We start from the raw sequence: 26198 nt of genomic DNA, 5'->3' as shown, positions 1-26198 counted from the left end.
TTAGTCGGCCCCCCATTAAAGCCGGATTATCCGTTAGCCCCCGATTTCTCGGATGCCGTTAACCGGGTCTTGATGCCGCTTCGGAACCTGTCCGAAGCGGCACCGATCGTCGATCAGATCACAGAAGGCCGGCGCGAGGCGCCGATGGGTTCCGGCCCTGCCAGGCGCCTCGCGCACGTGATAATCAATTGACATATTACTGCTATTCGTGTGACATTTTATGAAAGAGGGCCGAAAAGAGCCCGGCAACGTCCACTTGGGGAGGACAGCAATGACCGTTTCCGACGTCACCGCATCGGCCGGACGCCTGGCTCCGGCCGCCGTCGCGCGGACCGCGCAGGCACAGCAGGTCGCCGACATCGCGGCACGGCTCGAACGCCTGCCGCTGACCTCCTATCAGCGCTGGATCTTCGGAATCATCGCAACCGCATGGTTCTTCGACAGCATGGACCTGGCCGCGCTCACTTTCGTGCTCGGCTCGATCCGTCAGACCTTCGGCCTGTCGACGGCGGAAGCCGGGCTGCTGTCCAGCATGAGCTTCCTCGGCATGTTCATAGGCGCCGCCTCCGCCGGCCTATTGGCCGACCGTTTCGGCCGCGCCCGCGTCTTCCAGGTCAGCATGATCTTCTGGGGCCTGGGCAGCCTGTGCTGCGGTCTCTCGACAACGGCGACCGCGCTCGGTGCATCCCGTCTGCTGCTCGGCTTCGGCATGGGCATGGAATTTCCAGTCGCGCAATCGATGGTCTCGGAGATCATGCCCGCCAGCAACCGTGGCCGCTACATCGCTTTCCTCGAGGGATTTTGGCCGCTCGGCTTCATCGCGTCTGGCCTGTTGACCTACTTCGTGCTGCAGGCCGCCGACTGGCGCTGGGTCTTCATCCTGCAGGCGATCCCGGCCGTGTTCGTGCTCGTGGTCCGGCGCTATGTTCCGGAATCGCCGCGCTGGCTCGCTTCGCATGGCTATTCCGAGCGGGCCGAAGCGACCGTGCGCGAGATCGAAAGCAGGGTCCGCGATCGCATCGGCGGCAAGGAGCTGCCGCCGGTCGTGCGCCAGGCGCCTGCCCCTGCATCCGCAACAACGGGCCTGAGGACGCTGTTTTCAGGCATCTACGCCAGGCGGACCACGATGTTGTGGACCTTGTGGTTCTTCGCGCTGCTCGGCTTCTACGGCCTGACCACGTGGCTCGGCGCCCTGCTGCAGGCCAAGGGATTCCCGATCACCAAATCGGTGTTCTACACCATCCTGATTTCGCTCGCGGGCATCCCCGGCTTCCTGGTCTCGGCATGGCTCGTCGAATCCTGGGGCAGGAAGGCGACGCTGGCAATGAACCTGCTCTGCGGCGCGATCGCGTGCCACTTCTACGGCTCGGCGGCGGACCAGACCCAGCTCATCATTGCCGGCCTCTGCATGCAGTTCTTCCTGTTCGGCATGTGGTCGGCGCTCTACGCCTATACGCCCGAACTGTATCCGACCCATGTCCGGGCAACCGGGACCGGATTCGCCTCCGCGGTCGGCCGAATCGGATCGCTGATCGGCCCTTATGTGATCGGCGTGATCCTGCCCGCGGCGGGACAGAGCGGCGTGTTCGCGCTCGGCGCCGGCGCGTTCGTGGTGGCGGCGCTGGCGGTGCTGCTGCTCGGTGAGGAAACCCGCGGCCGGTCGCTGGAGAGCATTTCGCACTGATGATGCGCGGCCGTTCGCTGCACTCCGCCGGATTCGGTGTAGTGCCGATCGGGCGGCCTTGTCAGTGCGATCGGGGCGTGTGAGATATCTGCTGGACAGCAGCACGCAAGATCCCGATGGCAGATTCGAGCAAACGATCCAGCACGGTGCGCGCCCGCGCAGCAGGAAGCCGCCGGCCGGCGCGGCAATCGTCCGCCGCCGGCAAGCCGCGCGCTACCGCGCAGGCTCTTCTCCCGCAGGGCGATGTCACCCTCACCGATCGCGCCTATGCCGAGCTGGAAGAGCTGATCGTGACGCTGCAATTGCCTCCGGGCACCGCCCTCTCCGAGCTCGTGCTCGCCAAGCGGCTCGACATCGGCCGTACCCCGATCCGCGAGGCGCTGCAGCGGCTGTCGCGCGACGGCCTCGTCAACATCCTGGCCCGTCGCGGCGTGCTGGTGTCCGAGATCGACCTTCGCGCCCAGCTCCGCCTGCTCGAGGTGCGGCGCGAGCTGGAACGGCTGATGGCGCGCGGCGCTGCCGAGCGCGCCACCGGCGAGCAGCGTGCGCAGTTCTCAGAGATCGCCGCCGGCATGCGGCGCGCAGCGGAAAAGTCCGACGATCTGCTGTTCATGCGGCTGGATCACCAGTTCAACACATTGATCTCCGCGGCGTCGCGCAACGAGTTCGCCTCCCGCGCCATGGGCTTGATGCACGGCCTGTCGCGCCGATTCTGGTACCAGCATTACAAGGAAGCGGCCGATCTGCCGCTCGCCGCGCGGCTGCATGCCGATGTCGCCGAAGCCATCGCCGAGCGCCGCGTCGACGCCGCGGGCGCTGCCTCCGACAGCCTGATCGACTACATCGAGAGTTTCGCGCGTTCGACGCTGTAGAAACCTTTGTTCGAACGTGAACTTTTCGGAAAACCGGGTCCACTTTTCCGGATCATGCTTCAGAATTCGACGACCGTGCGGATCGACCGGCCGCGCCGCAACGCTTCGAAGCCATCATTGATGCCGTCGAGGGTGCAGCGGCCGGTGATCAGTTCGTCAAGTTTGAGTCGGCCGTCGAGATAGGCCTGCGCCAGCAAGGGGAAGTCGCGCCGCGGCCGCGCGCCGCCATAGCTCGAACGGCGGAAACGCTTCTCGCCCATCAACGCGCCCCAGCGGAAGCTCACGTCCTGCGTGACGTCGATCTTGCCGAGCCAGATCACCTCGCCGCCCGGCCGCACCGCCTCCGCGGTTTGCCGAAACGCCAGTGGATGGCCCGCCGCCTCGAGGATGACGTCGGCGCCCCGCCCGCGCGTCGCCGCCTTCGCAACCTGGACCGGGTCCTCGCGCGCCGCGTTGACGGCGTGCGTCGCGCCGAGTTGCCGCGCCAGCGCAAGCCTCGCGTCGTCGAGATCGACCGCGATGATCGCACCGGCACCGGCGAGCCTGGCGCCCTGCACCGCTGCCAGCCCGACCGCGCCGCAGCCGGTGACCATCACGGTATCGCCATAGCCGATCTCGGCGACATTCAGCGCGGCGCCGACGCCGGTCATGACACCGCAACCGATCAGGCACGCACGGTCGAACGGGATGTCCTTTGGCACGACGATCGCCTGCTGCGCCGGCAGCACGACATATTCCGAGAACGCGCCAAGGAACATCAGATGCGCCAGGCCGCCGCCGGCCGCGAGCTGCGCCTTCGACGTGCCGTCGAAATGCACGCCTTCCGCACCCCTGGCGAGATAGGTCTCGCACAGGATCGGCTGCGCGCGGTCGCAGTGAAAGCAGTGCCCGCAATGCGGATTCCATGACAGGATGACGTGGTCGCCGATGCGGACGTCGCGCACCGCGCTGCCGACCTGTTCGACCACCCCGGCCGCCTCGTGCCCGAGGATCATCGGCAGGGGATAACGCAGCGATCCGTCGATCACCTCCAGATCGGTATGACAGAGCCCCGCCGAACGCACCTTCACCACGACATCGGTTGGCGAAGGCGGCGCCAGCGTAACGCGCTCGATCGAGAGCGGCGTTCCGCTTTGATGCAGCACCGCGGCGCGACAGGTCAGCGTCATCTCAAAAATTCTCTCGTGGAGAAATCAGGGGGGGTCAGGCCGTCTGTCCGGACCGCAATGCCGCGACCGCCTCATCGAGATCGGCCGAGGAGAGCTCCCATTCGTTGTCGAAATTGGCGACGATGCGCCGCATGAAGCTCTCGTGCAGCGCCTTTGCGACCGTGGCGTCGTGCAGATGATCATAGAGCAGCGCGAAGGCCAGCTGTGCCGGCTCGGGTCCCTCATAGCTCCACTCAAAACCATGCTCGTTGAGACGGAGCTGGTCGTAATGCGGTGACAGCGGCGCGCCGTCGACCAGGACGGAAATGCCGTCGATGGTGCGGTCCCCGGTATAGTTCGCCATCGGATCCTCCCCGTGCTGCAGCATCACATCAAGACCCCGGCGGACGCATCTTGAGGTCCTTCTTGACGACCTCGGGGAAGATCCACATCGCGCCCGTGGCGAACACACCGAGGAAGGCGACCGCGTAGCTCGGTCCCTGCTGCCCCAGATAGACCATGAAGAAGTATCCGCAGGCCGCGGTGGCGAGGCAGGCCAGCGACAACATGAGCTTGATGTGGCTTGGCATCGAAAACGTCCCCTCAGGTCCAGATGTGAAACGACGGCGCAGCCACGCCGATCAGCAGCGCCAGCGCTGCGACCATGGCGCAACAGGACAGCCGCAATCCCGCCCGTCCGTCGCGCCACCATTCCGGCAGCGCCTGAAACAGCTCGGGCAGGAACAGGAACAGCACACCGCCCACCACAATGATGGTGGTCCAGCGCAGCTCCACCAGGGCGAATGCCAGCGTGCCGGCGAGCAGCATCACCCACAATATCGTCGTCATCGTCACCGGCAGGACGGTGCCCCCGCGCAGCGGATACATCCCGGCCAGCTGCAGGAAGCCGATGCAGCACACGCTCCACAGCAGCCCGAACCAGGCGAGGCCGGCGAGATTGGGTTCAAGCTGCGGCATGCGGCACCGATCGCTCCTTCACCACGACCCGCGGCGTCCGCGCCGTCCGTCGCATGTCGGTCTTCACATAGCGCGTGCTGTAGCCGTTGAAGACGTGGCCGAGCAGGCCGCGATTGAGATCGGAGGTACCGAACACATAGTCCATCACGGGGAAGGTCAGGTTCATATTCCGCTCCATCATGATCGACTGGTTGTGATGGGCGGTATGATGCCTGCGGATGGTGTTGACGAAGGGCATGTTGCGCACGAAGGCGTTTTCCTCGACGTGGCAGCAGAAGTGCATGAATTCGTAGATCAGGTACATCGACGTGGTCGTCGTGATCAGCAGCCAGCCGGTATTGGCCGAAATCACAAGCCCGGCCACGATCGCCGGCGGGATCGACATCAGGGTGAACACCACGAGCGCATAGGGCGGGAAGAAGGTGACGCGCCAATCGTGATGATCGGCAAAGCGCATTTCCTCTTCGGTGAAGAACTGATGATGCATCAGCGTGTGGCGGCTGTAGATCGCGCGCAGCAGCGGCACATTCGAGGGCCGGTGCATAACGAAGCGATGCACCGCCCATTCAAAGAAGTTCGCAATCAGGAAGACCACCGGGATGGCGAGGTATTCCCACCATTTCACGTCGTGCAGATTGGCCAGGTAGACGTACAGCGCCGTGAACCCGATCGTGTAGATCAGCACGACGTGCAGCCAGCCATTGTACCAGCCCACCACCCGCTCGCGGTAGGTCGCGCGATACTTGCGCTGGCGGTCGGTCATTCCTGTTGCAGCCAACTCCATCGCAGCTTCCTCCGTCTTATCTGACATATCAGTAGCACATCAGTTGTGGAAGGCAAGCCGGCTCGGCCCGGGAATGACGGGACGATGCGCGGAACTCGGGCGGGCAGAGCCGCGCGGCCGCCCCTTCCCCGCCTACGTGTCAGATCGGATGGCGCAATGAAAAAGCCGCCCCGGACGATGTCCGAGGCGGCCTTTGGTCTCCGGCTGATCAGACGATCAGAGCAGGCCCGCGCCGCGCGCCCACTTGTACTTGGCGCCAAGCACCTCGACCGGCAGTTCGGTCGAATAGGCGTAGGCCGGGATGCCGTTCTGGTAGAGATATTCGGCGGCTTCCTCGACCTCGACGTCACCAGCGAGCGAGGCGACGATCGGCTTGACGAAGCCCTTGGCCTCCATCTCCTTCTTCACCTCGACCATGTTGCGCGCGAACACCATCGGCGGCGTCACGATGGTGTGCCAGTAGCCGAGGATCAGCGCGTGGATGCGCTCATCCGACAGGCCGAGCTTCACGGTGTTGACATAGGTGATCGGCGGCTCGCCGCCGGTGATATCCACAGGATTTCCGGCCGCGCCGAACGGCGGGATGAACTTGCGGAACGCCGCGTCGAGATCCGGCGGCATCTGCATCAGCGACAGGCCGTTGTCGACGACGGAGTCCGACAGCAGCACGCCGGAGCCGCCGGCGCCGGTGATGATCAGGACGTTCTCGCCCTTCGGCGTCGGCAGCACCGGCACGCCGCGGGCGAACTCCAGGAGCTGCCGGAGCGAGCGGGCGCGGATCACGCCGGACTGCTTGAACACGTCCTCGTAGATCTTGTCGTTGCCGGCGAGCGCGCCGGTGTGCGACGACGCCGCTTTCGCACCGGCCGAGGTGCGGCCGGCCTTCAGCACGACCACCGGCTTCTTCTTGGAGACGCGCTTGGCGGCCTCGGCAAAGGCTCGACCGTCCTTCAGATCCTCGCAGTGCTGCGCGATCAAATTGGTGTTGGGGTCCTGCTCGAAGAAGGCGAGCAGATCGTCCTCGTCGATGTCGGACTTGTTGCCGAGGCCGACGATCGCCGATACGCCCATCTTCGCCGAGCGCGAGAAGCCGATGATCGCCATGCCGATGCCGCCCGACTGCGACGACAGCGCCGCGTGGCCCTTGACGTCATAGGCGGTGCAGAAGGTGGCGCAGAGATTGGCCGGGGTATAGTAGAAACCGTAGATGTTCGGCCCCATCAGGCGGATGTTGTACTTCTTGCCGACCTCGACGATCTCGGCCTGCAATTCGGGCGCACCGGCTTCGGCAAAGCCCGAGGGAATCAGCACCGCGCCGGGGATTTTCTTCTCGCCGCATTCGACGAGCGCGCCGGCGACGAATTTCGCGGGGATCGCGAACACCGCCGTGTCGATCACGCCCGGCACATCCTTGACGCTCTTGTAGGCCTTGTAGCCCAAGATCTCTTCCGCCTTCGGGTGGATCGGATAGATCTCGCCCTTGTAGCCGCCGTTGATGAGGTTCTTCATCACCGAGTTGCCGATCTTGCCGTCCTCGGCGGAGGCGCCGATCACCGCAACGCCCTTCGGCTGCATGATGCGGTTCATCGCGGCGACGATCTCTTCGGTCGGACGCGGCGCCGGGCGCGGCTTGTAATCGAAGTCGACCACGATGCGGACGTCGGCCGCGATCGCATTCTTGCTGGTAGCGAACACCGGGTTGAGGTCGAGCTCGACGATCTCGGGGAAATCGCTGACCAGCTGCGACACCTTGACGATGACGTCGGCGAGCGCCTCGCGATTGACGGGGTCGCCGCCGCGCACGCCCTTGAGCATCTCATGGGCCTGGATGCCGTCGAGCATCGACAGCGCATCTTCCTTGGTCGCGGGCGCGAGGCGGAAGGTGATGTCCTTGAGAATCTCGACCAGCACGCCGCCGAGGCCGAAGGCGACCAGCTTGCCGAACGAGCCGTCGGTGATCGAACCGACGATTACCTCGGTGCCGCCGCCCAGCATCTGCTGGACCTGGATGCCCTCGATCTTGGCATCGGCCTTATATTTCTTGGCGTTGGCGAGAATGGTTTCGTAGCTCTTCTCGGCGTCGGTCGCGCTCTTGACGCCGACCACGACGCCGCCGGCCTCGGTCTTATGCAGGATATCGGGCGAGACGATCTTCATCACGACCGGGAAGCCCATGTCGGAGGCGATCCGGGCGGCGTCCGCCGCCGACTTGGCAACGCCTTCCTTCGGCACCGGAATGCCGTAGGCGTCGCAAACCACCTTGCCTTCGGGCGCGGTGAGGCTCGTGCGCTTATCGGCCCTGACCGCATCGAGAATTTTGCGGACCGCATCCTTAGAATTTGACATCGGCTTCCTCCTGGGACAAATTTCGTGGCATTTGGTATGCCAAAAACGTAATTGTCAAGGTCGGTCGACGCTCAAAAAGTCCGAAAAATAAGGGCAGCTTGACATTCTGGTATTTGGCATGCCAAAAATCTAGGGTAATTTCTTCTGCTAAGAAGACGTCTCCAAGAGGAGGAGACGAGTCGTGCCAGAACCGAAACAGACCAAGGCGTCGCCCACCATGGCTGACACAGATATCGCCATCGTCCGGATCGCGCCGGAGACGAGCTTCAAGAACAAGGCCTATGAAGCCTTGAAGGAAGCGATCCTGAAGATGGACATCTACGCGACGCCGGAGCCCGTGATGCTCGACGAGCGCGCATTGTCCGAGCGCCTCGGCGTCAGCCGCACGCCGATCCGCGAAGCGATCGCGATGCTCGAGCAGGACGGCTTCGTGAAAACCGTGCCGCGCCGCGGCATCGTCGTGGTCCGCCGCACCAAGGCGGAGATCGTCGACATGATCCGCGCCTGGGCGGCGCTGGAGAGCATGGCGGCGCGCCTGATCACGACCACCGCGCGCAAGAAGGACATCTCGGCGCTGCGCGACTTCTTCAAGGACTTCAGCGACGACCGGCTGCCGCAGGATCACGTCGAGGAATACTCCAAGGCCAACATCGCGTTCCATCAGGCGCTGATCTCGCTTTCGGAATCGCCTGTGCTGGTCGACCTCACCAACGACCTGCTGTTGCATGTGCGCGGCTATCGCCAGCTCACGATCGGCCGCAAGGACCGCACCGCGACCTCACTGCCGGAGCATCTCGGAATCATCGAGGCGCTGGAAGCGCGCGACACCGAGCTCGCCGAGAAGCGCGCCCGCGATCACACGCTCGGGCTTGCCGCCTATGTCGAGGCGCATGGCCAAGAGTTGTTCACGTAGAGACCCGTTCACGTAAGTTTGAGAATCCACACCCGCTTCAGACGACAATCAGATCGTCCGAACAAAGAACGATCAGGGAGACGATGCCGATGCTGAATACCGCTACGAAGTCCGAGGCACCGGGCACCGAGCAAGAACTGACCGATGGCTTCCACCTCGTCATCGATGCGCTCAAGCTCAACGGCATCGACACCGTCTACGGTGTGCCGGGTATCCCGATCACGGACCTGGGCCGCATGGCCCAGGCGGCGGGCATTCGCGTGCTCTCGTTCCGCCACGAGCAGAACGCCGGCTATGCGGCATCGATCGCCGGCTTCCTGACCAAGCGTCCCGGCGTCTGCCTGACGGTGTCGGCGCCCGGCTTCCTCAACGGCCTCACCGCGCTGGCCCACGCCACCACCAACTGCTTCCCGATGATCCTGATCTCCGGCTCGTCGGAGCGCGAGATCGTCGATCTGCAGCAGGGCGACTATGAGGAGATGGACCAGCTCGCGATCGCCAAGCCGCTCTGCAAGGCGGCGTTCCGCGTGCTGCATGCCCAGGACATCGGCATCGGCCTCGCGCGCGCGATTCGCGCCGCGGTGTCGGGCCGTCCGGGCGGCGTCTATCTCGATCTGCCGGCAAAACTGTTCGGCCAGGTGATGGACGCTGCGGCCGGCGAGAAGTCGCTGGTCAAGGTGATCGACGCGGCGCCGGAGCAGATCCCCTCCCCGTCTTCGGTCAAGCGCGCGCTCGACATCCTGAAGAGCGCAAAGCGCCCGCTGATCATCCTCGGCAAGGGCGCCGCCTACGCGCAGGCCGACGAGGCGATCAAGAATTTCGTCGAGAAGAGCGGCGTGCCGTTCCTGCCGATGAGCATGGCCAAGGGCCTGCTGCCCGATCTGCATCCGCAATGCGCCGGTGCTGCACGCTCGACCGTGCTGAAGGAAGCCGACGTCGTGATGCTGATCGGCGCCCGCCTCAACTGGCTGCTCTCGCACGGCAAGGGCAAGACATGGGGCGAAGCTCCGAAGAAATTCATCCAGGTCGACATCGAGCCGAAGGAAATGGATTCCAACGTCGAGATCGTCGCCCCCGTGGTCGGTGATATCGGCTCCTGCGTCTCCGCGTTCCTCGACGCGATGGGCGCGAACTGGTCGGCCGCACCAAGCGATTGGCTCGCAACCGTGGCGAAGAAGCGCGACGACAACGTCGCCAAGATGGCGCCGAAGCTGATGAGCAACGCTTCGCCGATGGATTATCACGGTGCGCTCGGCGCGCTCCGCGCCATCATTGCGGAACGCCCCGACACCATCTTCGTCAACGAAGGCGCCAACACGCTCGACCTCGCCCGCGGCGTCGTCGACATGCACAAGCCGCGCAAGCGGCTCGATGTCGGCACCTGGGGCGTGATGGGCATCGGCATGGGCTATTCGATCGCCGCCGCGGTCGAGACCGGCCTGCCGGTGCTCGCGGTCGAAGGCGATAGCGCGTTCGGCTTCTCGGGCATGGAGGTCGAGACCATCTGCCGCTACAAGCTGCCGATCTGCGTCGTGATCTTCAACAATGACGGCATCTATCGCGGCACCGACGTCAACAGCGCCGGCGACGATCCGGCGACCACCGTGTTCGTCAAGGGCTCGCGCTACGACAAGATGATGGAAGCCTTCGGCGGCGTCGGCGTCAACGCCACCTCGCCCGACGAGCTGAAGCGTGCGGTCAATGCGGCGCTGGATAGCGGCAAGCCGACCCTGATCAACGCGGTGATCGATCCGGCGGCGGGCTCGGAGAGCGGTCGCATCGGCAACCTCAATCCGCAGAGCGTTTTGAAGAAGAAGTAACCCCCAACCCACATCACTCCCTGCGGGTGCAGGGGCAGACCAGAGTACGGAGCAATTATTATGACCAAAGCGCTCAAGGGCGTTCGCATTCTCGATTTCACCCACGTTCAGTCGGGTCCGACCTGCACGCAATTGCTGGCCTGGTTCGGCGCCGACGTGATCAAGGTCGAGCGCCCCGGCGTTGGCGACATCACGCGTGGCCAGCTGCAGGACATCCCGAACGTGGACAGCCTGTATTTCACCATGCTGAATCACAACAAGCGCTCGATCACGCTCGACACCAAGAACCCGAAGGGCAAGGAAGTGCTGACCGCGCTGATCAAGCAGTGCGACGTGCTGGTCGAGAATTTCGGCCCCGGCGTGCTCGATCGCATGGGCTTCCCCTGGGAGAAGATCCACGCCATCAACCCGAAGATGATCGTCGCCTCGATCAAGGGCTTCGGTCCCGGCCCGTATGAGGACTGCAAGGTCTACGAGAACGTCGCGCAGTGCACCGGCGGCGCCGCCTCGACCACCGGCTTCCGCGACGGCCTGCCGCTGGTCACCGGCGCGCAGATCGGCGACAGCGGCACCGGCCTCCACCTCGCGCTCGGCATCGTCACCGCGCTCTATCAGCGCACCCATTCCGGCCAGGGCCAGCGCGTCACCGCGGCGATGCAGGACGGCGTGCTCAACCTCGCCCGCGTCAAGCTGCGCGACCAGCAGCGCCTCGCCCATGGTCCGCTGAAGGAATACAGCCAGTTCGGCGAAGGCATTCCGTTCGGCGATGCCGTGCCGCGCGCCGGCAATGATTCCGGCGGCGGCCAGCCCGGCCGCATCCTGAAGTGCAAGGGGTGGGAGACCGACCCGAACGCCTACATCTACTTCATCACCCAGGCCCCGGTCTGGGAGAAGATCTGCGACGTGATCGGCGAGCCGACCTGGAAGACCGATCCGAACTACGCCAAGCCGCCGGCCCGCCTGCCGCGCCTCAACGAGATCTTCGCCCGCATCGAGCAGTGGACGATGACCAAGACCAAGTTCGAGGCGATGGAAATCCTCAACAAGGACGACATCCCCTGCGGCCCGATCCTGTCGATGAAGGAGATCGCGGAAGACCAGTCGCTGCGCGCGACCGGCACCGTGGTCGAGGTCGATCACCCTACCCGCGGCAAGTACATCTCGGTCGGCAACCCGATCAAGCTGTCGGATTCGCCGAGCGAAGTCGCCCGCTCGCCGCTGCTCGGCGAGCACACCGACGAGATCCTGCGCGAGGTGCTCGGCTTCTCCGACCACCAGGTCGCCGAGATCCACGATTCCGGCGCACTCGATCCGCCGCGCAAGCAGGCTGCCGAGTAAGCTGCACGTTCAAGCACCACGACAAATGGCCGCGGACAACCGCGGCCATTTTTGTTTGCTTGAAGGAAGCACTGCGGCGCGCTGTGCACAGATTCAGCTGTTGCCTCTCGACCGTTCGAAAGAACGAAATCACCGCTATCGACGCGCGGACGATAGAGATGCTTCCCAACTCCCGTCGAGAACAGCACCAACATGCTGAGCAGCGCGGCGTAAGATAGCCGGGCAAACGAGGGGTGGGGCACCATGACTATTCGCGCGGGTCTGTTGGATGCGATCGGTAATACGCCCCTGATCAGGCTGCGCGGACCGTCGGACGCCACCGGTTGCGACATCTACGGCAAGGCCGAGTTCCTCAATCCGGGCGGCTCGATCAAGGATCGCGCGGCGCTCGCGATCATCGACGACGCCGAACAGCGCGGCCTGCTCGAGCCGGGCGGCACCATCGTCGAAGGCACCGCCGGCAATGTCGGCATCGGCATCGCGCTCGTGGCCAATGCGCGCGGCTATCGTTCCGTGATCGTGATGCCCGACACGCAAAGCCAGGAGAAGCAGGACCTGCTGCGGCTCTACGGCACCGATCTGCGCCTGATACCCGCCGTGCCCTACTCCGATCCGAGCCACTATGCGCGCTACTCCGCGCGCCTCGCCGCGGAGCTGGGCGCGTTTTGGGCGAACCAGTTCGACAATGTCGCCAACAGCGAAGGCCACTATCGCACGACCGGCCGCGAGATCTGGCAGCAGACCGACGGCAAGGTCGACGGCTTCACCTGCGCCGTCGGCAGCGGCGGCACCTTGGGGGGCGTTGCCCGCGCCCTCAAGGACCGCAATCCGGGCGTGAAGATCGCGCTCAGCGATCCGATGGGCGCCGCGCTCTACAACTGGTTCACCAAGGGCAAGCTGACGACGGAAGGCGACTCGATCACCGAGGGCATCGGCCAGGTCCGCGTGACGAAGAACCTTGAAGGCGCGCCGATCGACATGGCCTACCAGATCGCGGATGAGGAGGCGCTCCCCGTCCTGTTCGACCTGATCGAACATGAGGGGCTGGTGCTGGGCGGCTCGAGCGCGATCAACATCGTGGGAGCGATGCGGCTTGCACGCGACCTCGGTCCCGGCAAGACCATCGTCACGATCCTCGCCGACGGCGGCCAGCGCTACCAGTCCAAGCTGTTCAATCCGGCTTTCCTGCGCAAGAAAAACCTGCCGCTGCCGCGCTGGATGAGTTGAGCCGGCGGCCGCCCTCGCCCCGCTGAGAAGCAGGTGGCGGACCAAGACCTCACTCAACTCGACAAACAAACCACGACCTGGCGATGAACGTCTTGCAGGGCCAATGCCACTAAGCTCAAGACGAGCACCTGCCCTCCGGGCTCTCGTCGAGACCTCGTGCACATTGGATCCGGCGATGAAGCGTCGAACGAAAGTGGTTTTGGTCATCGGGTGCCTGGCCGTCGTGACGGCGGCGGCGACGGTCGCCGCGCTGACGGCGGCGCTGGCGCGGGCGGTGGATCCTCATGAATATTGCACGACTGGCTTTTCGCCGCTGGTCAGTTGCAACCTCGGATGGTCGTCGAGAACCACCAGCCAATCGGATCCGATATTCGCCACCGCATCGAGCTCGCAAAACGCTACGTCGGGCCCGCGTCCTGCGCCGCAGCCGACATCCGTCGACGTCACGTCCTGGGCGATCGCCCATTGTCCCGGGAGCAGCATCGGCAGGCGCTTGCTTTGTCCCGTCCCTGCGGCCGAGACATCGGTCGAGGCCGCGAGCGACGATCTCGCAACCGGCCTGCCCAGGCCCAAGCCATGGCTGCTGACGACGGCGAGGAAGTCACCCTTGAACGAGGCGGTTCGCGTCGAGACGCCGCTTGGCCTTGCGGCCGTGCTCAGCTTCTATCGTGGCGCACTCGGCAAGCGCGGCTGGACCGAGAACGGTGTTTCAGGCGTCGAGCCCGACAGGGCCGTGGTCGCGTTCACGACATCGAGCGGTCCCGCGCTCCTCCGGCTTGTTCGCCAGGGCGACAGAACGGTCGCCGAACTCTCGCTGCGCAAATCTGCCGCAGCCGATGCCGAATTCCAGCCAACGCAGGGGCAAGTGCGGCTCCTGTTCGGCAATGCCACGGACGAAGCGGCCGTCATCACCATCAACGAGCAGACAATCAAGCTGGAGGCGCGCGCCGGGCGTCATCTGACTGACACCCCCGCAACCGGACGCAAATCGCCGGACGGTGCGGAAATCAATCTGCCGCCGGGCATCTACAAGGTTGCCGTCCGGATCGCGGGCGGCGCGGCGCAGACCTCGGAATTCGCGGTTGCTGCCGACGAGACCTGGGGCTTGCTCGCCGGTCCTAACGGCGTCGCCCTTCCGATGCGCCTCTATTGAATTCCATTTGTCGCCGAAGACCAGAAGCACCGCGTGGGTGATCGATCCATGGCACACGCATGAATGCGCGGCATCAACCACCCTCGCCGCTCTCAGCATCGCCGCCTTCGTCGCCAGGCACATACTCCAAAATATCCCCCGGCCGGCAATCCAGCTCGCGGCAGATTGCCGACAGCGTCGAGAAGCGCATCGCCTTGGCCTTGCCGGTCTTCAGGATCGACAGGTTCTGAATCGAGATGCCGATCGCGTCCGCAAGGTCTCCGAGGCGGCGCTTGCGCTTTGCGAGCATGACATCGAGGTTCACCACGATCGGCACCGGCATCGCCCTCAGATCGTCAGGTCGTTTTCGGACTGCAGCAGGATGGCGTGCTCGAGCACGAATTTCAGCGCCATCAGGAACACGCCGCCGGCGACGGTGCTGACGTCGACGCCGTAGCTCGGCAGGAAGAATTTGACGTCGCCGAGTTGATACAGGGCATAGCTCACCGCAACGGTCGTAATCGTTTCCACAAACGGCCAGACCACCAGGAAGATCCCCATCCACCAGACACCTTGCAGCGTTTCGGACACGAAGATCCGCCCGTTGGCGAATCGATTGACCATGCGATGAAGGATGCCGATCAACACGGCGTAAAACGATACCCCAAGCGCAAACAGCGACCAGAACAGCACCTGGCCCTTGGCCGACATGGTGAGCGGGTTGGCGACGATGGCGGCGCATTTGGCCTGCTCGCCGGTGAGGCTTTCGGCGATCGTGGCCGAGGCCGTGGTGGTGCGGTAATAGGCCAGCCACAGCACCACCGGCAGCGCAGCCCAGATCACCCAGAACGCCCGGTCGAGCCTTCGAAACCAAAGCTGGCGCTGCTCGCGAACCGATTTCCCCATCGCACCCACCCGAAAAATTTTTGTCAAACAGGCCATCACGGCTGTGATCCATCATGCCTTGGTAATGTTGTTGACTCAACCTAAAACGTGATTTATTTCATGTTTATAATGAAATTTTTCATGAAGAAGGTGGATGATGACATTAGCCCCCGATAATGACGGCCAGCTCAAGGCCGTGAAGCAGTTGATCCACGCTCACCTGACCCGCCGCCTGATCGTGGCGGCGTTCCACATCCCGCTGCTCGGCGGCACCGCCGACGCCGCGAAAGCCACCGACAGAGCGAGCGATCCGGCCGGCGTCTGGCTGACCCAGTCCGGCGACGCCAGGATCAAGGTCCACCGCTGCGGCGCCGCGCTGTGCGGCCGCGTCGTCTGGCTGAAGGAACCGACCGACAAGGCCACCGGCAAGCCCCAGCTCGACGACAAGAATGCCGATCCCGCGCAGCGCACCCGGCCGGTGATGGGCATCTCGCTGTTCATCAACATGCAGCCCGCAGGCCCGAACAAATGGGCCGGCCGGATCTACAACGCCGACGACGGCAAGACTTACGAGAGCTCGGTGACGCTGGTGTCGTCGGGCACGCTAAACGTACGCGGCTGCATGGGAACACTGTGCGCGGGCGAAGACTGGACGCGGTGAAGGGATCTGGCCCCGACCCTTCATCGGCCAAGAAGAAAAGCAAACCCATCAACTCAAGGCCGCCCATCGGGGCGGCCTTTTTTATGACAGCCGCAGTTTCGATTGTCTGGGCCTGGCCACGGCCCGGCCTCGAAGCGCCCGCGGCCGATAACCCGGCCGCCGGGAACGCCTGATCCAAGGCTCTGGTTTCACGCCGCTTTCCCTCGGATCTGGGATGCCAAGGGGCCAACTTTGCTGCAATGCACAGCGGCGAATGCTGCTATGCAAACAAGCTCGTTGTATCTGGCATCTGGTATACATAGTTTGGCTGCAGATGATGCCGGCCCATTGCTGGCCTCCAGTGAAAGGGGACACCAATGTCCAAGACGACTGCTACGGCCATCGCGCTCGCGCCCTCCTCCACCCTGTTCGGCCGCCTGCTGGCTTCGATCGACCGCCTGCTGATGAAGAGCGCGGAGATCTCCAACCGCAACGGCGACCTGCCGCGCTTCGGCCTCTGACGCATAGCGATTCCTCGGCGCTCTTCGCCGCGCGTGCTTCGCTGCAAGACGCGACCTGACATTGAACCTTCGACCAATGGCCCCGCTTTCCGGGGCCATTTTTTTGCGCGCTGAACTAGTGTTCGCGCGGTCGTTGAGTCTTCTGCGGCATATGCGCACGCTGCCCCTGCGACAGCTTGAACCTTGGCATATCGAATACCAAGATGATCACGCCGCGCCACAAGCAGAATGACAAAGCGCGCACTGGGAGGATGAATGTCGGACATGGTTCAGGCAACTGCGGCCCCCGCGGCCGCGCGCGTCAGCGACACCTATCGCTGGACGCAACTTGCGATCGGCGTCGCCGCAATGGTGATGATCGCAAACTATCAATACGGGTGGACGTTCTTCGTGCCCGACATCCAGAAGACGTTTGGATGGGATCGCGCATCGATCCAGTGGGCCTTTACGCTCTTCGTGCTGTTCGAGACCTGGCTGGTGCCGGTCGAAGGCTGGTTCGTCGACAAATACGGTCCGCGCCTCGTCGTGCTGATCGGCGGCATCCTCTGCGCGATCGGCTGGGCGATCAACGCGCAGGCGACTTCGCTGAACGGCTACTATCTCGGCATGATCATCGCCGGCATCGGCGCCGGCGGCGTTTACGGCACCTGCGTCGGCAACGCGCTGAAATGGTTTCCCGACAAGCGCGGGCTTGCGGCGGGCATCACCGCAGCAGGCTTCGGTGCAGGCTCAGCGCTCACGGTCGCGCCGATCCAGGCGATGATCAAGGACTCCGGCTTCCAGACCACCTTCCTCTATTTCGGCCTCGGCCAGGGCATCATCATCGTGCTGCTCGCCTTCTTCCTGCTCGCACCGAAGGCCGGACAGGTGCCGGCCGTCGTGCAGAATGCCAACATCATCCAGACCCGGCGCAACTATCAGCCGACCGAAGTGCTGCGGCAGCCAATCTTCTGGCTGATGTACTTCATGTTCGTGATCGTCGGCGCCGGCGGCTTGATGGTGACGGCGAACCTGAAGCCGATCGCGGTCGACTGGAAGGTCGACAGCGTGCCGGTGACGCTGATGGCGGTGACGATGACGGCCGTGACCTTCGCGGCAACCATCGACCGCGTCCTCAACGGCCTGACGCGTCCGTTCTTCGGCTGGATCTCCGACATGATCGGCCGCGAGAACACGATGTTCATCGCCTTCGGCATGGAAGGCTTCGGCATCTGGATGCTCTACCTCTGGGGCCACGATCCGATGTGGTTCGTGCTGCTCTCGGGCTTCGTATTCTTCGCCTGGGGCGAGATCTACTCGCTGTTCCCCTCGACCTGCACCGACACGTTCGGCGCCAAGTTCGCAACCACGAATGCGGGCCTGCTCTACACCGCGAAGGGCACTGCGGCGCTCCTCGTGCCGATCGCCAACTACATGCAGCAATCGTCGGGCAATTGGGACAACGTGTTCATCATCGCGGCCGGCGCCAACATCCTCGCCTCGCTGCTGGCGATTGCCGTGCTCAAGCCATGGCGGAAAATCGTAGTCGCGAAATCGACGGCGATGGCTTAGGCAACGCGCCACTTCTGCTGACGAAACGCCCGGCCGACGCCGGGCGTTTTTCATTTTGCGGCGCCGATCGCCACCCCGGATCAGTCCAAAGTATGCCAGTTTTGCTGCGGTGCAGCAGCAAGATACGCTTGCATTCTGGAATATAGTATACCAACCTCCCGGCAAGCGTTTGCGACGATACGCCACAATAATTGCGACACTGGGTCACAAGAAGACCAGGCGCGCTCGGGAGGATTTGATGGTTTCCAGCAATACTGCCGCGACACAAGCTCAACCTTCGTTCAGTGGCTTCCGCTGGCTGCAGCTCATCATGGGCATCGTCTGCATGGCGATGATCGCCAACCTGCAATATGGCTGGACGCTGTTCGTCGATCCGATCGACGGCGCCCATCACTGGGGCCGCGCGGCCATCCAGTTCGCCTTCACGATCTTCGTGGTGACCGAGACCTGGCTGGTGCCGGTCGAAGCCTGGTTCGTCGACAAATACGGCCCACGGATCGTCATCATGTTCGGCGGCGTGATGATCGCGCTCGCCTGGGTGCTGAACTCATACGCGGATTCACTCACCGTGCTCTATGCCGCGGCAGTCGTCGGCGGCATCGGCGCCGGCTCGGTCTACGGCACCTGCGTCGGCAATGCGCTGAAATGGTTTCCCGATCGCCGCGGCCTCGCCGCCGGCGCAACGGCGGCGGGCTTCGGCGCGGGCGCAGCGCTGACAGTAGTGCCGATCGCCAACATGATCGCCTCGAGCGGCTATCAGACCGCGTTCTTCGATTTCGGCATCGGGCAAGGCGTGATCGTGTTCCTGCTCGCCTTCTTCATCCAGAAGCCCGCGGTCTCAATTCCGCCGAAGAAGAAGCAGCTCAACCTGCCGCAGACCAAGATCGACTTCACGCCGCCGCAGGTGCTGCGCAGCCCGATCTTCTGGGTGATGTATCTGGTGTTCGTGATGGTCGCCTCCGGCGGCCTGATGGCGGCGGCGCAGATCGCACCGATCGCGCACGACTACAAGATCGCCACGACGCCGGTTTCACTCGCCGGCTTCCAGATGGCCGCGCTGACCTTCGCGATCTCGCTCGACCGCATCTTCGACGGTTTCGGACGGCCGTTCTTCGGCTGGGTCTCCGACAATATCGGCCGTGAGCACACCATGTTCATCGCGTTCGGCACCGGCGCGCTGATGCTGCTGACGCTGTCGACCTGGGGCCACAACCCGCTGGTGTTCGTGCTGGCCACCGCAGTCTATTTCGGCGTGTTCGGCGAGATCTACTCGCTGTTCCCGGCGACCTGCGGCGACACCTTCGGCTCCAAATTCGCGACCACCAACAACGGCATGCTCTACACCGCGAAAGGCACGGCAGCGCTCCTGGTGCCGGCCGCCAGCATCGTTGCGGCGAGCTATGGCTGGCAGGCGGTGTTCGTGATCGCGGTCGCGCTCAACGCCACCGCGGCGCTGATGGCGCTGTTCGTGATCAAGCCGCTGCGCCGTGCGTTCATCAACGGCAACGAAGCGGCCGCGGCCGCAGCCGAGACCGCAACCAACGCCAAGACGGCGTAACAACACGGCCTCAGATGTCGGCCTGATTTGATTGCCAAATTTCAGGACGTCCGGTTGAACTTGATGGAGGCGCACTTCGGTGCGCCTCTTTCGTTTGGGCTGATTAGGGATGCCAGATACCAGAAGCGCCGGAAGCCGTGATTGGCCTGCCCGTTCAACCCGGTCACAATCATCTGAAACGTCAGCGGTTCTGCCTATTTCGGCGATTTCTTGGTGGTAGATTTCCCAGGCGGCGGCGTTGACAATTGGTATTTTGTATACCAGAATCATACCAACAATAACCAAGGAGGTTGCCATGCAAGTCGGAGATATCCTGCGCAAGAAGACCCCTCGCGTCGCTACGGTTCGCATGAACGAGACGGTGGCGATCGCCGCGCAACTGATGCGCGCCAGCAATATCAGCGCGCTCGTGGTCAAGGATGTCGTTCGCACCGAGGGCAACACCGCCGTCGGCATGTTCACCGAGCGCGACGTGGTGCGCGCGATCGCCGAGCACGGCGCCGCCGGCGCCAGCATGAAGGTCTCGCAACTGGTCTCGGTGCAGCAGCTCGTGTCATGCACCTCGAGCGACACGCTCGAGCACATCCGTCATCTGATGACCAAGCACCACATTCGCCACGTGCCGGTCATCGACAATTACAGCCTGATCGGCGTCGTCAGCATGCGCGACATCGCGGCCGCGTTCGACGAGGAAACCGCCGCGTCGAAGAAGGACGCCGTGCCGGCGTAACGAACATTCCGGCTGTCATTGCTCTCGGCCAGGCGCTGCGTGCGATCACCAGCGCCTGAGCAGATGAAGAAAGACTTCTGCCCGCCCCTCGCCTGACCGCCGCGCCCCGACATTTCCGCATGGGCGCGCCGCAGGTCACCGGTAGACATTTGCCGGACAGGACTGCATCCTTCCCTCGACATCCAAAAACAACACCGTGCGTGGCCGTCCGCGTCGCGGAAAATTCCGATGGAAACGAGGGCAGAATGATCAAGACACGCTTCACCGAGATGTTCGGCGTCGACCACCCGATCGTGCAGGGCGGCATGCAATGGGTTGGCCGCGCGGAGCTGGTTGCCGCCGTCGCCAACGCCGGCGCGCTCGGCATGATCACCGCGCTGACGCAGCCGACGCCGGACGATCTGCGCAAGGAGATCGCGCGCTGCCGCGAGCTGACCGACAAGCCGTTCGGCGTGAACCTGACGATCCTGCCCGCGATCAAGCCGCCGCCTTACGCCGAATATCGCCAGGCCATCATCGAAAGCGGCATCAAGATCGTCGAGACCGCCGGCAACAAGCCGCAGGAGCATGTCGACGAGTTCAAGAAGCACGGCGTCAAGGTGCTGCACAAATGCACCAGCGTCCGCCACGCGCTGTCCGCCGAGCGGATGGGCGCCGACGCGATCTCGATCGACGGCTTCGAATGCGCCGGACATCCCGGCGAGGACGACACGCCCGGCCTGATCCTGATCCCGGCCGCCGCCGACAAGGTGAAGATCCCGATGATCGCCTCCGGCGGCTTCGGCGATGCCCGCGGCCTCGTCGCAGCGCTTGCGCTCGGCGCGGAAGGCATCAACATGGGCACGCGTTTCATGTGCACCAAGGAAAGCCCGATCCATCAGCTCGTGAAGGAACGCATCGTCGCCAATGACGAGCGCGAGACCGAGTTGATCTTCCGCACCATGCGCAACACCTCGCGCGTCGCCAAGAACGCGATCTCGACCAAGGTCGTTGCGATGGAGAAGGAAGGCGCCAAGTTCGAGGACGTCCGCGAGCTGGTCGCCGGCGCCCGCGGCAAGATGGTCTACGCGACAGGCGATGCCGACGAGGGCATCTGGTCGGCCGGCCAGGTGCAGGGCCTGATCCACGACATCCCGACCTGCGCCGAGCTGATATCCCGCATCGTGCACGAGGCGGAGGCGATCATCCGCGAACGGCTGGAGGCCATGATGTCCGGGGCCAAGCGCCAGGCTGCCGAATAGCGGACACCGGTTCGTGTAAAGACAGCGCGTCAAAATAGAAGCTAGAGCTTCGGTTCTGATTCAATCGGAACCGAAACCGCTCCAGCGGGGGTTTGCATGCGTTTGTTCAAGACGGCCGTTGCGGCCGCGCTCTGTCTGTCGACCGCGTGTGCAGACGCGGCCGGCCTGCGGCTCATCAAGGTGCAGTCCGACGGCGGCCCGCCGATGCAGATCGCGGTGTGGTCACCCTGCGCCGCGCCCGCAGGCGAGTTCCAGCTCAAGACGTCGACCTTGCCCGGAACTGCGGATTGCCCCGTGGTCGGTGACAAGCTGCCGCTGGTCCTGATTTCGCACGGCTTCCGCGGCAGCTTCACCGGCCATCACGACACCGCCGAGACGCTCGCCGATGCCGGCTTCGTCGTGGTCGCGGTCAATCATCCCGTCGACACCGGCGCAGGCGACATGAGCCGGGCCGATACACTCGCCGTGCTGGTCGAGCGCTCCGCCGACATCAAGCGGGCGATCGACTACATGATCGACGCATGGCCGGACCGCACCAAACTCGATCCCGGCAAGATCGGCTTCTTCGGCTTTTCGCGCGGCGGCTACACCGGCCTCGTCGTCGCCGGCGCCAATCCGGATATCCGCAAGGCGACGGCCTTCTGCGATGTGCCCTACCGCAAGCCGAGCTGTGAAGAATTGCAACGCAACGAGCTTCCCGCGCAGGCTGTCGTGCATGACCCGCGCGTGAAGGCAATGGTGATCGCCGATCCGGCGTTCGGTCCGCTGTTCGATCGCGACGCATTGAAGGACGTGACGATCCCGACCCAGCTATGGGCCTCCGAGCTCAGCGGCGAGGACAGGATCACCGAGATCAATCCCGGCTATGTCACGGCAATCAACCAGGTGCTGCCGATCAAAACGGATTATCACGTGGTCCCCAATGCCGGGCATTTCGTGTTCCTGGCGCCCTGCTCTGCAACCCTGGCGGCCAAACTGCCGAATGTCTGCACGGACCGGCCGGGCTTCGACCGCGTTGCGTTCCATAAGGAATTGAACGCTGACATCCTGGCCTTCTTCCGCAAGCAACTGGACGTCCATCAACCCTGACTTCAATCCCCAAGTGCGCGACGTGCGTTGCGACACGCCTCGGCCAACAGCTGGAGAGAACCCATGAAAGCTTACGTGTACGGAGCCAACGGCCCTGAGATCACTGATGTCGCCAAGCCCGTCCCGAAGGGCACGCAGGTGCTGGTCAAGGTTCATGCCTGCGGGCTGAACCGCGCCGATCTCGGCATGACCAAGGGCCACGCCCATGGCGCGGCCGGCGGCGTCGGCACCGTGCTCGGCATGGAATGGGCCGGCGAGGTTGCAGAGCTCGGCCCCGATGCCAAGGGCGTCAAGGTCGGCGACAGGATCATGGGCTCCGGCGGCGCGGCGTTCGCCGAGTACACGCTCGCCGATCACGGCAGGCTGTTCCGTTCACCGTCGAACATGAATTTCGAGGAGGCCGCCACCCTCCCCGTCGCGCTCGCCACCATGCACAATGCCGTCGTCACCAATGGCGCATTGCAGCCCGGCCAGACCGTCATGATCCAGGGCGCGAGCTCCGGCGTCGGCCTGATGGCGATGCAGATCGCAAAGCTGAAGGGCGCCAAGCTCGTCGTAGGCTCGTCGACGGATTCGATGCGCCGCGGCCGGCTCAAGGAGTTCGGCGCTGATCTTGCGGTGGACTCCAGGGATCCCGCCTGGGTCGATCAGGTGTTGCAGGCGACATCAGGCGAAGGCGTCGATCTGATCGTCGACCAGATCTCCGGCCCGGTCGCGAACCAGAACCTAAAGGCAACCAAGGTCAAGGGCCGCATCGTCAATGTCGGCCGGCTCGGCGGCACCCATGGCGACTTCAACTTCGACCTGCACGCGGCGCGCCGCATCCAGTATATCGGCGTCACCTTCCGCACCCGTTCGATCGAGGAGGTCAGAGAGATCTTCGAGGAGGTGCGCAAGGACATCTGGCCCGCCGTCGAGGCGCGCAAGCTGCAGCTGCCGATCGACCAAGTCTACAAATTCGCCGACATCGGCAAGGCCTTCGAGCACATGGAAGCCAACAAGCACCTCGGCAAGATCGTGGTGACGCTGTAGCGGGGAGCGGCTTGGCGAAGCGCAATCCACAATCTTCTTCCGGCAGATGACGTCGGAGCCTGTCATCGGGCCGCGCTTCGCGCGGACCCGATGGGTTAGTCCGCTCCACGCATCGCTATTGCGGACGCGCGATGTAACCGCTCTGCGCCGCGGCATGGAAAGCTCGGACCTTCGCCAAGTCCTTTGCGTGGGTGCCTTCACGGTCGGTCTTGGTTTTTGAGTCAACGCCCGCAGGCCGGACCGACCGGATGGCTTGCCTGACATTGTCCGGTCCGAGGCCACCAGCGAGTATGACCGGGCTACGAACGGTCTCGACAATCGTTCGACTAATGCTCCAGTCGTGCGTCACGCCCTGCGCCCCGATCTGGACGTCACCAATGCGATGACTATCAAGCAGGATCCAGTCGACGATTCCATCATATGCGCGCGCCACGTCCACCGCTTCAGGTCCCGATACAGGTACGCTGCGCATGATTTTGGTTGTTGGCAGCAACTTTCGTAGCGCTATGACATGATCAGGCATGATCAATTCGTTTGAAGCGCCAAGATGCACGACGGGCGGATCAAGTTCCCTGGCCATCCGTTCGATGAGCGCGACATCCGCCGAGAGGAACAGCGCCGAAAGCACGGACGGTGCCCGGATCGCTTTCATGACAGCTGCTGCTTTGTGAACCGGAAGTTCGCGAGGAAAGGCGCCGTCGCCGACGAGCACGCCAACATGATCCACACCGATTGCGGAAATCGCCTCGGCTTCGAACGGTGTCGCCACTTCGTAGATTTGCGTCAGCATTGTTCTGCACCAACCCCCACGCATTTGAATAGGAGCGACAGCCGCGCCCTCAGTCAATAGCGGTTCAGCCGACCGGTCCGGGGACCCAATAATCCCCCGCTAGCGGGCTAACTTTTACGTCGCTAATGACCCCGCGCTCCAGGCTCGGATCGAAATAGCGCATCGTCCGCTCATTGAGGTCGATGATGCGGCCGGGCCTCAGTGGTCCCACATCGTTTATCTTGACGATGACCTTCTTGCCGACAGCCTCGACCAGGGCATATTTCGGCCTCGCGCCAAATTCGACCCCACCAAACTTCCGACGCAGGCTTGTCTTGATGGCAGCCGCCCAGACGGAGCGATCATAGCGCTCGCCGGAGGCTGTGCTCGGACCGCCCTCCTCCTTGCCGGGCTCGAACGGATTGTACATGGATGCTGCGCCAACGATCGCATCGCCACAAGCAGCATTGACGACGGCGCTTGAATGAACCGAACCGATTTCACTTCCTGCAGCGGTGCCAAAAATGGCGAACGCAACCACGGCGCCGCAAACTGCGGCGCTCGAGCCGAACAGCATCATAACTCCTTGACTGATTTTTCTCGATCGTTGGTTCCCGATTCCGCAAAACATGGCCGGGTAAACGTGGAGGCGTTAACTCGGGGCCAGTTCTTCGCGGATTCGTGCCAATTCCGGCGACGGAACCATTGTGGGAACCACGCCGGTCCCACACAGTGTTTTTAATTCTCGTCCGGTTAAGACAGAGAATGCGTCAGCAACATGACTGAACGGGTCTCCTTCGACGGCGCCTGAAAAGCGTATCGGCATCTTCCGCCCCCCTCGATCGGGCACGTAGAGCCGATTAGCGAAGCGCAATCCGCCATGTTCTGCCGGATGCACGGCGGATGCGCCGGAGCCCGTCATCAGGCCGCGCTTCGCGCGGACCCCGGTGGGCCAATCCGCCCTGCGTGCTGGTGTTAACGATGCTTAACGACTTTCAGCCCGAGCAAGCTCGCTTCGCAGTTTGTTAGAATTTGCTCGGTACCTCGTCCAGGCACAGGGACTTGGGGAAAGATATGGCAAAGCGGGCAAAACGTGCGAAGACGGAAACGCTCGCACTACCAATGGCCGGACGAGTTGCAATTGGCGTCATGGCCGCCGCCGCATTGGGGTACGGTTTGCTGTCTCGCCCGGCGAGCATTCAACCGACAAAAAAATCGACCGCGCATCAAGCCCTCGCGCTGTCGGCTCCAGTTCCAGCTCGCACACCAACTCCAGTTCACGTCCCAACGCCGGCGCCGGCTCCGGCTCCTGTCTCGGCTCCTGTCGCGGCTCCCATCTCGACCCCGGCGCCTCGGGTCGAAACACCGAAATCCGCTGTCGCACCCGCAAGACTCGATCGGCAGGTGGTTGACTATGTCAGCCACCAGGCGCCAGGCACCGTCGTCATCGATACCGAGAACACGTTCCTCTATCTCGTTCTGAACGACGGGCAAGCGATGCGCTACGGCATCGGTGTCGGCCGCGAAGGCTTCACATGGTCCGGTGAACAGACCGTGGCCCGCAAGACAGCATGGCCGGATTGGCGTCCGCCTGCGGAGATGATTTCGCGTCAACCTTATCTGCCGCGGTTCATGGCAGGCGGCCCCGGAAATCCGCTTGGCGCCCGGGCGATGTATCTCGGCGAAACCGAATATCGAATTCACGGCACCAACAAACCCGATACGATCGGGAAGCGGGTTTCGTCCGGCTGCATCCGGCTGACCAATGACGACGTCACGGACCTTTATGAGCGGGTGAAAATCGGAGCGAAAGTGATCGTGCTGCCGGGAGCCGCCGCCCGTCGACCATCCCAGGGAACGGCGCCCGACGCCGCCTTCCGGGCACCGGACCCGGCATCACCGTCGCAACGCTCATGATGTGCCAGGTCTTCGTGTGCCAG

The 26198-nt window shown here is 63.7% G+C and carries 26 protein-coding genes; 16 read left to right on the top strand and 10 right to left on the bottom strand.

What is annotated here, in order from left to right:
* Window positions 1–271 precede the first annotated feature (271 nt).
* Complete coding sequence (locus CK489_RS22660; protein WP_095733862.1) at window positions 272–1684, top strand: MFS transporter; 1413 nt, start codon at window positions 272–274, stop codon at window positions 1682–1684.
* A 116-nt stretch (window positions 1685–1800) separates the two neighbouring features.
* On the top strand, window positions 1801–2556 hold the full coding sequence (locus tag CK489_RS22655; protein WP_050630323.1) for a GntR family transcriptional regulator: 756 nt from the start codon (window positions 1801–1803) through the stop codon (window positions 2554–2556).
* 59 nt (window positions 2557–2615) lie between these two features.
* Here the strand turns inward: CK489_RS22655 and CK489_RS22650 are convergent, their stop codons facing one another.
* From CK489_RS22650 to CK489_RS22625, 6 genes are all read right to left on the bottom strand, one after another.
* Entirely contained in the window at window positions 2616–3725 is a 1110-nt protein-coding gene (locus CK489_RS22650) for a Zn-dependent alcohol dehydrogenase (RefSeq protein ID WP_095733861.1), read from the bottom strand.
* Between the two features lie 34 nt (window positions 3726–3759).
* Window positions 3760–4068 carry a DUF6166 domain-containing protein gene (locus tag CK489_RS22645; protein ID WP_198960999.1) on the bottom strand — a complete coding sequence of 103 codons (309 nt, stop codon included), beginning with the start codon at window positions 4066–4068 and terminating at the stop codon, window positions 3760–3762.
* A gap of 28 nt (window positions 4069–4096) precedes the next feature.
* Window positions 4097–4294, bottom strand: a complete 198-nt coding sequence (locus tag CK489_RS22640; RefSeq protein WP_095733859.1) for a hypothetical protein — start codon at window positions 4292–4294, stop codon at window positions 4097–4099.
* A 13-nt stretch (window positions 4295–4307) separates the two neighbouring features.
* A complete protein-coding gene (locus CK489_RS22635; RefSeq protein ID WP_095733858.1) occupies window positions 4308–4682 on the bottom strand; it encodes a hypothetical protein in 375 nt (124 codons plus the stop codon).
* Complete coding sequence (locus tag CK489_RS22630) at window positions 4669–5466, bottom strand: sterol desaturase family protein (protein ID WP_095733857.1); 798 nt, start codon at window positions 5464–5466, stop codon at window positions 4669–4671. Before CK489_RS22630 ends, CK489_RS22635 begins: the two co-directional genes overlap by 14 nt.
* A 216-nt stretch (window positions 5467–5682) precedes the next feature.
* Window positions 5683–7812, bottom strand: a complete 2130-nt coding sequence (locus CK489_RS22625) for an acetate--CoA ligase family protein (RefSeq protein WP_095733856.1) — start codon at window positions 7810–7812, stop codon at window positions 5683–5685.
* 217 nt (window positions 7813–8029) lie between these two features.
* Here CK489_RS22625 and CK489_RS22620 point away from each other — a divergent pair, with 217 nt between their 5' ends.
* The 5 genes from CK489_RS22620 (at window position 8030) to CK489_RS22600 (ending at window position 14263) form a co-directional block, all read left to right on the top strand.
* On the top strand, window positions 8030–8725 hold the full coding sequence (locus tag CK489_RS22620; RefSeq protein WP_050387017.1) for a GntR family transcriptional regulator: 696 nt from the start codon (window positions 8030–8032) through the stop codon (window positions 8723–8725).
* Between the two features lie 89 nt (window positions 8726–8814).
* Complete coding sequence (oxc, locus tag CK489_RS22615; protein WP_095734613.1) at window positions 8815–10545, top strand: oxalyl-CoA decarboxylase; 1731 nt, start codon at window positions 8815–8817, stop codon at window positions 10543–10545.
* A gap of 60 nt (window positions 10546–10605) precedes the next feature.
* Window positions 10606–11883 carry a formyl-CoA transferase gene (gene frc / locus CK489_RS22610; protein WP_050630319.1) on the top strand — a complete coding sequence of 426 codons (1278 nt, stop codon included), beginning with the start codon at window positions 10606–10608 and terminating at the stop codon, window positions 11881–11883.
* Window positions 11884–12126: 243 nt separating this feature from the next.
* A complete protein-coding gene (locus tag CK489_RS22605; protein WP_095733855.1) occupies window positions 12127–13110 on the top strand; it encodes a cysteine synthase A in 984 nt (327 codons plus the stop codon).
* A gap of 175 nt (window positions 13111–13285) precedes the next feature.
* Window positions 13286–14263, top strand: a complete 978-nt coding sequence (locus tag CK489_RS22600; protein WP_128089625.1) for a hypothetical protein — start codon at window positions 13286–13288, stop codon at window positions 14261–14263.
* A 73-nt stretch (window positions 14264–14336) separates the two neighbouring features.
* Here the strand turns inward: CK489_RS22600 and CK489_RS22595 are convergent, their stop codons facing one another.
* Together CK489_RS22595 and CK489_RS22590 are read right to left on the bottom strand one after the other, a co-directional pair.
* Window positions 14337–14579 carry a helix-turn-helix domain-containing protein gene (locus CK489_RS22595; protein ID WP_024579626.1) on the bottom strand — a complete coding sequence of 81 codons (243 nt, stop codon included), beginning with the start codon at window positions 14577–14579 and terminating at the stop codon, window positions 14337–14339.
* Between the two features lie 11 nt (window positions 14580–14590).
* Entirely contained in the window at window positions 14591–15148 is a 558-nt protein-coding gene (locus tag CK489_RS22590; protein ID WP_158226483.1) for a DUF2975 domain-containing protein, read from the bottom strand.
* 133 nt (window positions 15149–15281) lie between these two features.
* On the opposite strand from CK489_RS22590, the gene CK489_RS22585 reads away from it, so the two are divergent.
* The 8 genes from CK489_RS22585 (at window position 15282) to CK489_RS22555 (ending at window position 23489) form a co-directional block, all read left to right on the top strand.
* A complete protein-coding gene (locus tag CK489_RS22585; RefSeq protein WP_094194185.1) occupies window positions 15282–15788 on the top strand; it encodes a DUF2147 domain-containing protein in 507 nt (168 codons plus the stop codon).
* A gap of 356 nt (window positions 15789–16144) precedes the next feature.
* Complete coding sequence (locus CK489_RS41805; protein ID WP_167350175.1) at window positions 16145–16288, top strand: hypothetical protein; 144 nt, start codon at window positions 16145–16147, stop codon at window positions 16286–16288.
* A gap of 255 nt (window positions 16289–16543) precedes the next feature.
* Window positions 16544–17839 carry an oxalate/formate MFS antiporter gene (oxlT, locus tag CK489_RS22580; RefSeq protein ID WP_050630315.1) on the top strand — a complete coding sequence of 432 codons (1296 nt, stop codon included), beginning with the start codon at window positions 16544–16546 and terminating at the stop codon, window positions 17837–17839.
* 238 nt (window positions 17840–18077) lie between these two features.
* Window positions 18078–19397 (top strand): oxalate/formate MFS antiporter, encoded by a 1320-nt coding sequence (gene oxlT, locus CK489_RS22575; RefSeq protein WP_050630314.1) that lies wholly within the window; start codon window positions 18078–18080, stop codon window positions 19395–19397.
* Between the two features lie 295 nt (window positions 19398–19692).
* On the top strand, window positions 19693–20127 hold the full coding sequence (locus CK489_RS22570) for a CBS domain-containing protein (RefSeq protein WP_050423996.1): 435 nt from the start codon (window positions 19693–19695) through the stop codon (window positions 20125–20127).
* 245 nt (window positions 20128–20372) lie between these two features.
* Window positions 20373–21368 carry an NAD(P)H-dependent flavin oxidoreductase gene (locus CK489_RS22565; protein WP_050630313.1) on the top strand — a complete coding sequence of 332 codons (996 nt, stop codon included), beginning with the start codon at window positions 20373–20375 and terminating at the stop codon, window positions 21366–21368.
* Between the two features lie 96 nt (window positions 21369–21464).
* Window positions 21465–22457: an alpha/beta hydrolase family protein gene (locus CK489_RS22560; RefSeq protein WP_095733853.1), complete on the top strand. Its 993-nt coding sequence runs from the start codon at window positions 21465–21467 to the stop codon at window positions 22455–22457.
* 63 nt (window positions 22458–22520) lie between these two features.
* Window positions 22521–23489 (top strand): zinc-binding dehydrogenase, encoded by a 969-nt coding sequence (locus tag CK489_RS22555; protein ID WP_095733852.1) that lies wholly within the window; start codon window positions 22521–22523, stop codon window positions 23487–23489.
* 115 nt (window positions 23490–23604) lie between these two features.
* On the opposite strand, the gene CK489_RS22550 is transcribed toward CK489_RS22555, so the two are convergent.
* Both CK489_RS22550 and CK489_RS22545 read right to left on the bottom strand, forming a co-directional pair.
* On the bottom strand, window positions 23605–24279 hold the full coding sequence (locus CK489_RS22550) for a phosphoribosylanthranilate isomerase (RefSeq protein WP_245350475.1): 675 nt from the start codon (window positions 24277–24279) through the stop codon (window positions 23605–23607).
* 64 nt (window positions 24280–24343) lie between these two features.
* The gene (locus CK489_RS22545) at window positions 24344–24838 is read right to left on the bottom strand and encodes a septal ring lytic transglycosylase RlpA family protein (protein ID WP_198960998.1); all 495 of its coding nucleotides are present in this window, start codon (window positions 24836–24838) and stop codon (window positions 24344–24346) included.
* A 494-nt stretch (window positions 24839–25332) separates the two neighbouring features.
* On the opposite strand from CK489_RS22545, the gene CK489_RS22540 reads away from it, so the two are divergent.
* Window positions 25333–26175 carry a L,D-transpeptidase gene (locus tag CK489_RS22540; protein WP_050630336.1) on the top strand — a complete coding sequence of 281 codons (843 nt, stop codon included), beginning with the start codon at window positions 25333–25335 and terminating at the stop codon, window positions 26173–26175.
* Window positions 26176–26198 lie beyond the last annotated feature (23 nt).

Source organism: Bradyrhizobium sp. UFLA03-84, assembly GCF_002289535.1.
GTDB lineage: Bacteria > Pseudomonadota > Alphaproteobacteria > Rhizobiales > Xanthobacteraceae > Bradyrhizobium > Bradyrhizobium viridifuturi.
Note: the sequence above shows the minus strand (reverse complement) of the source record. Positions and strands in the feature narration are given on the sequence as shown.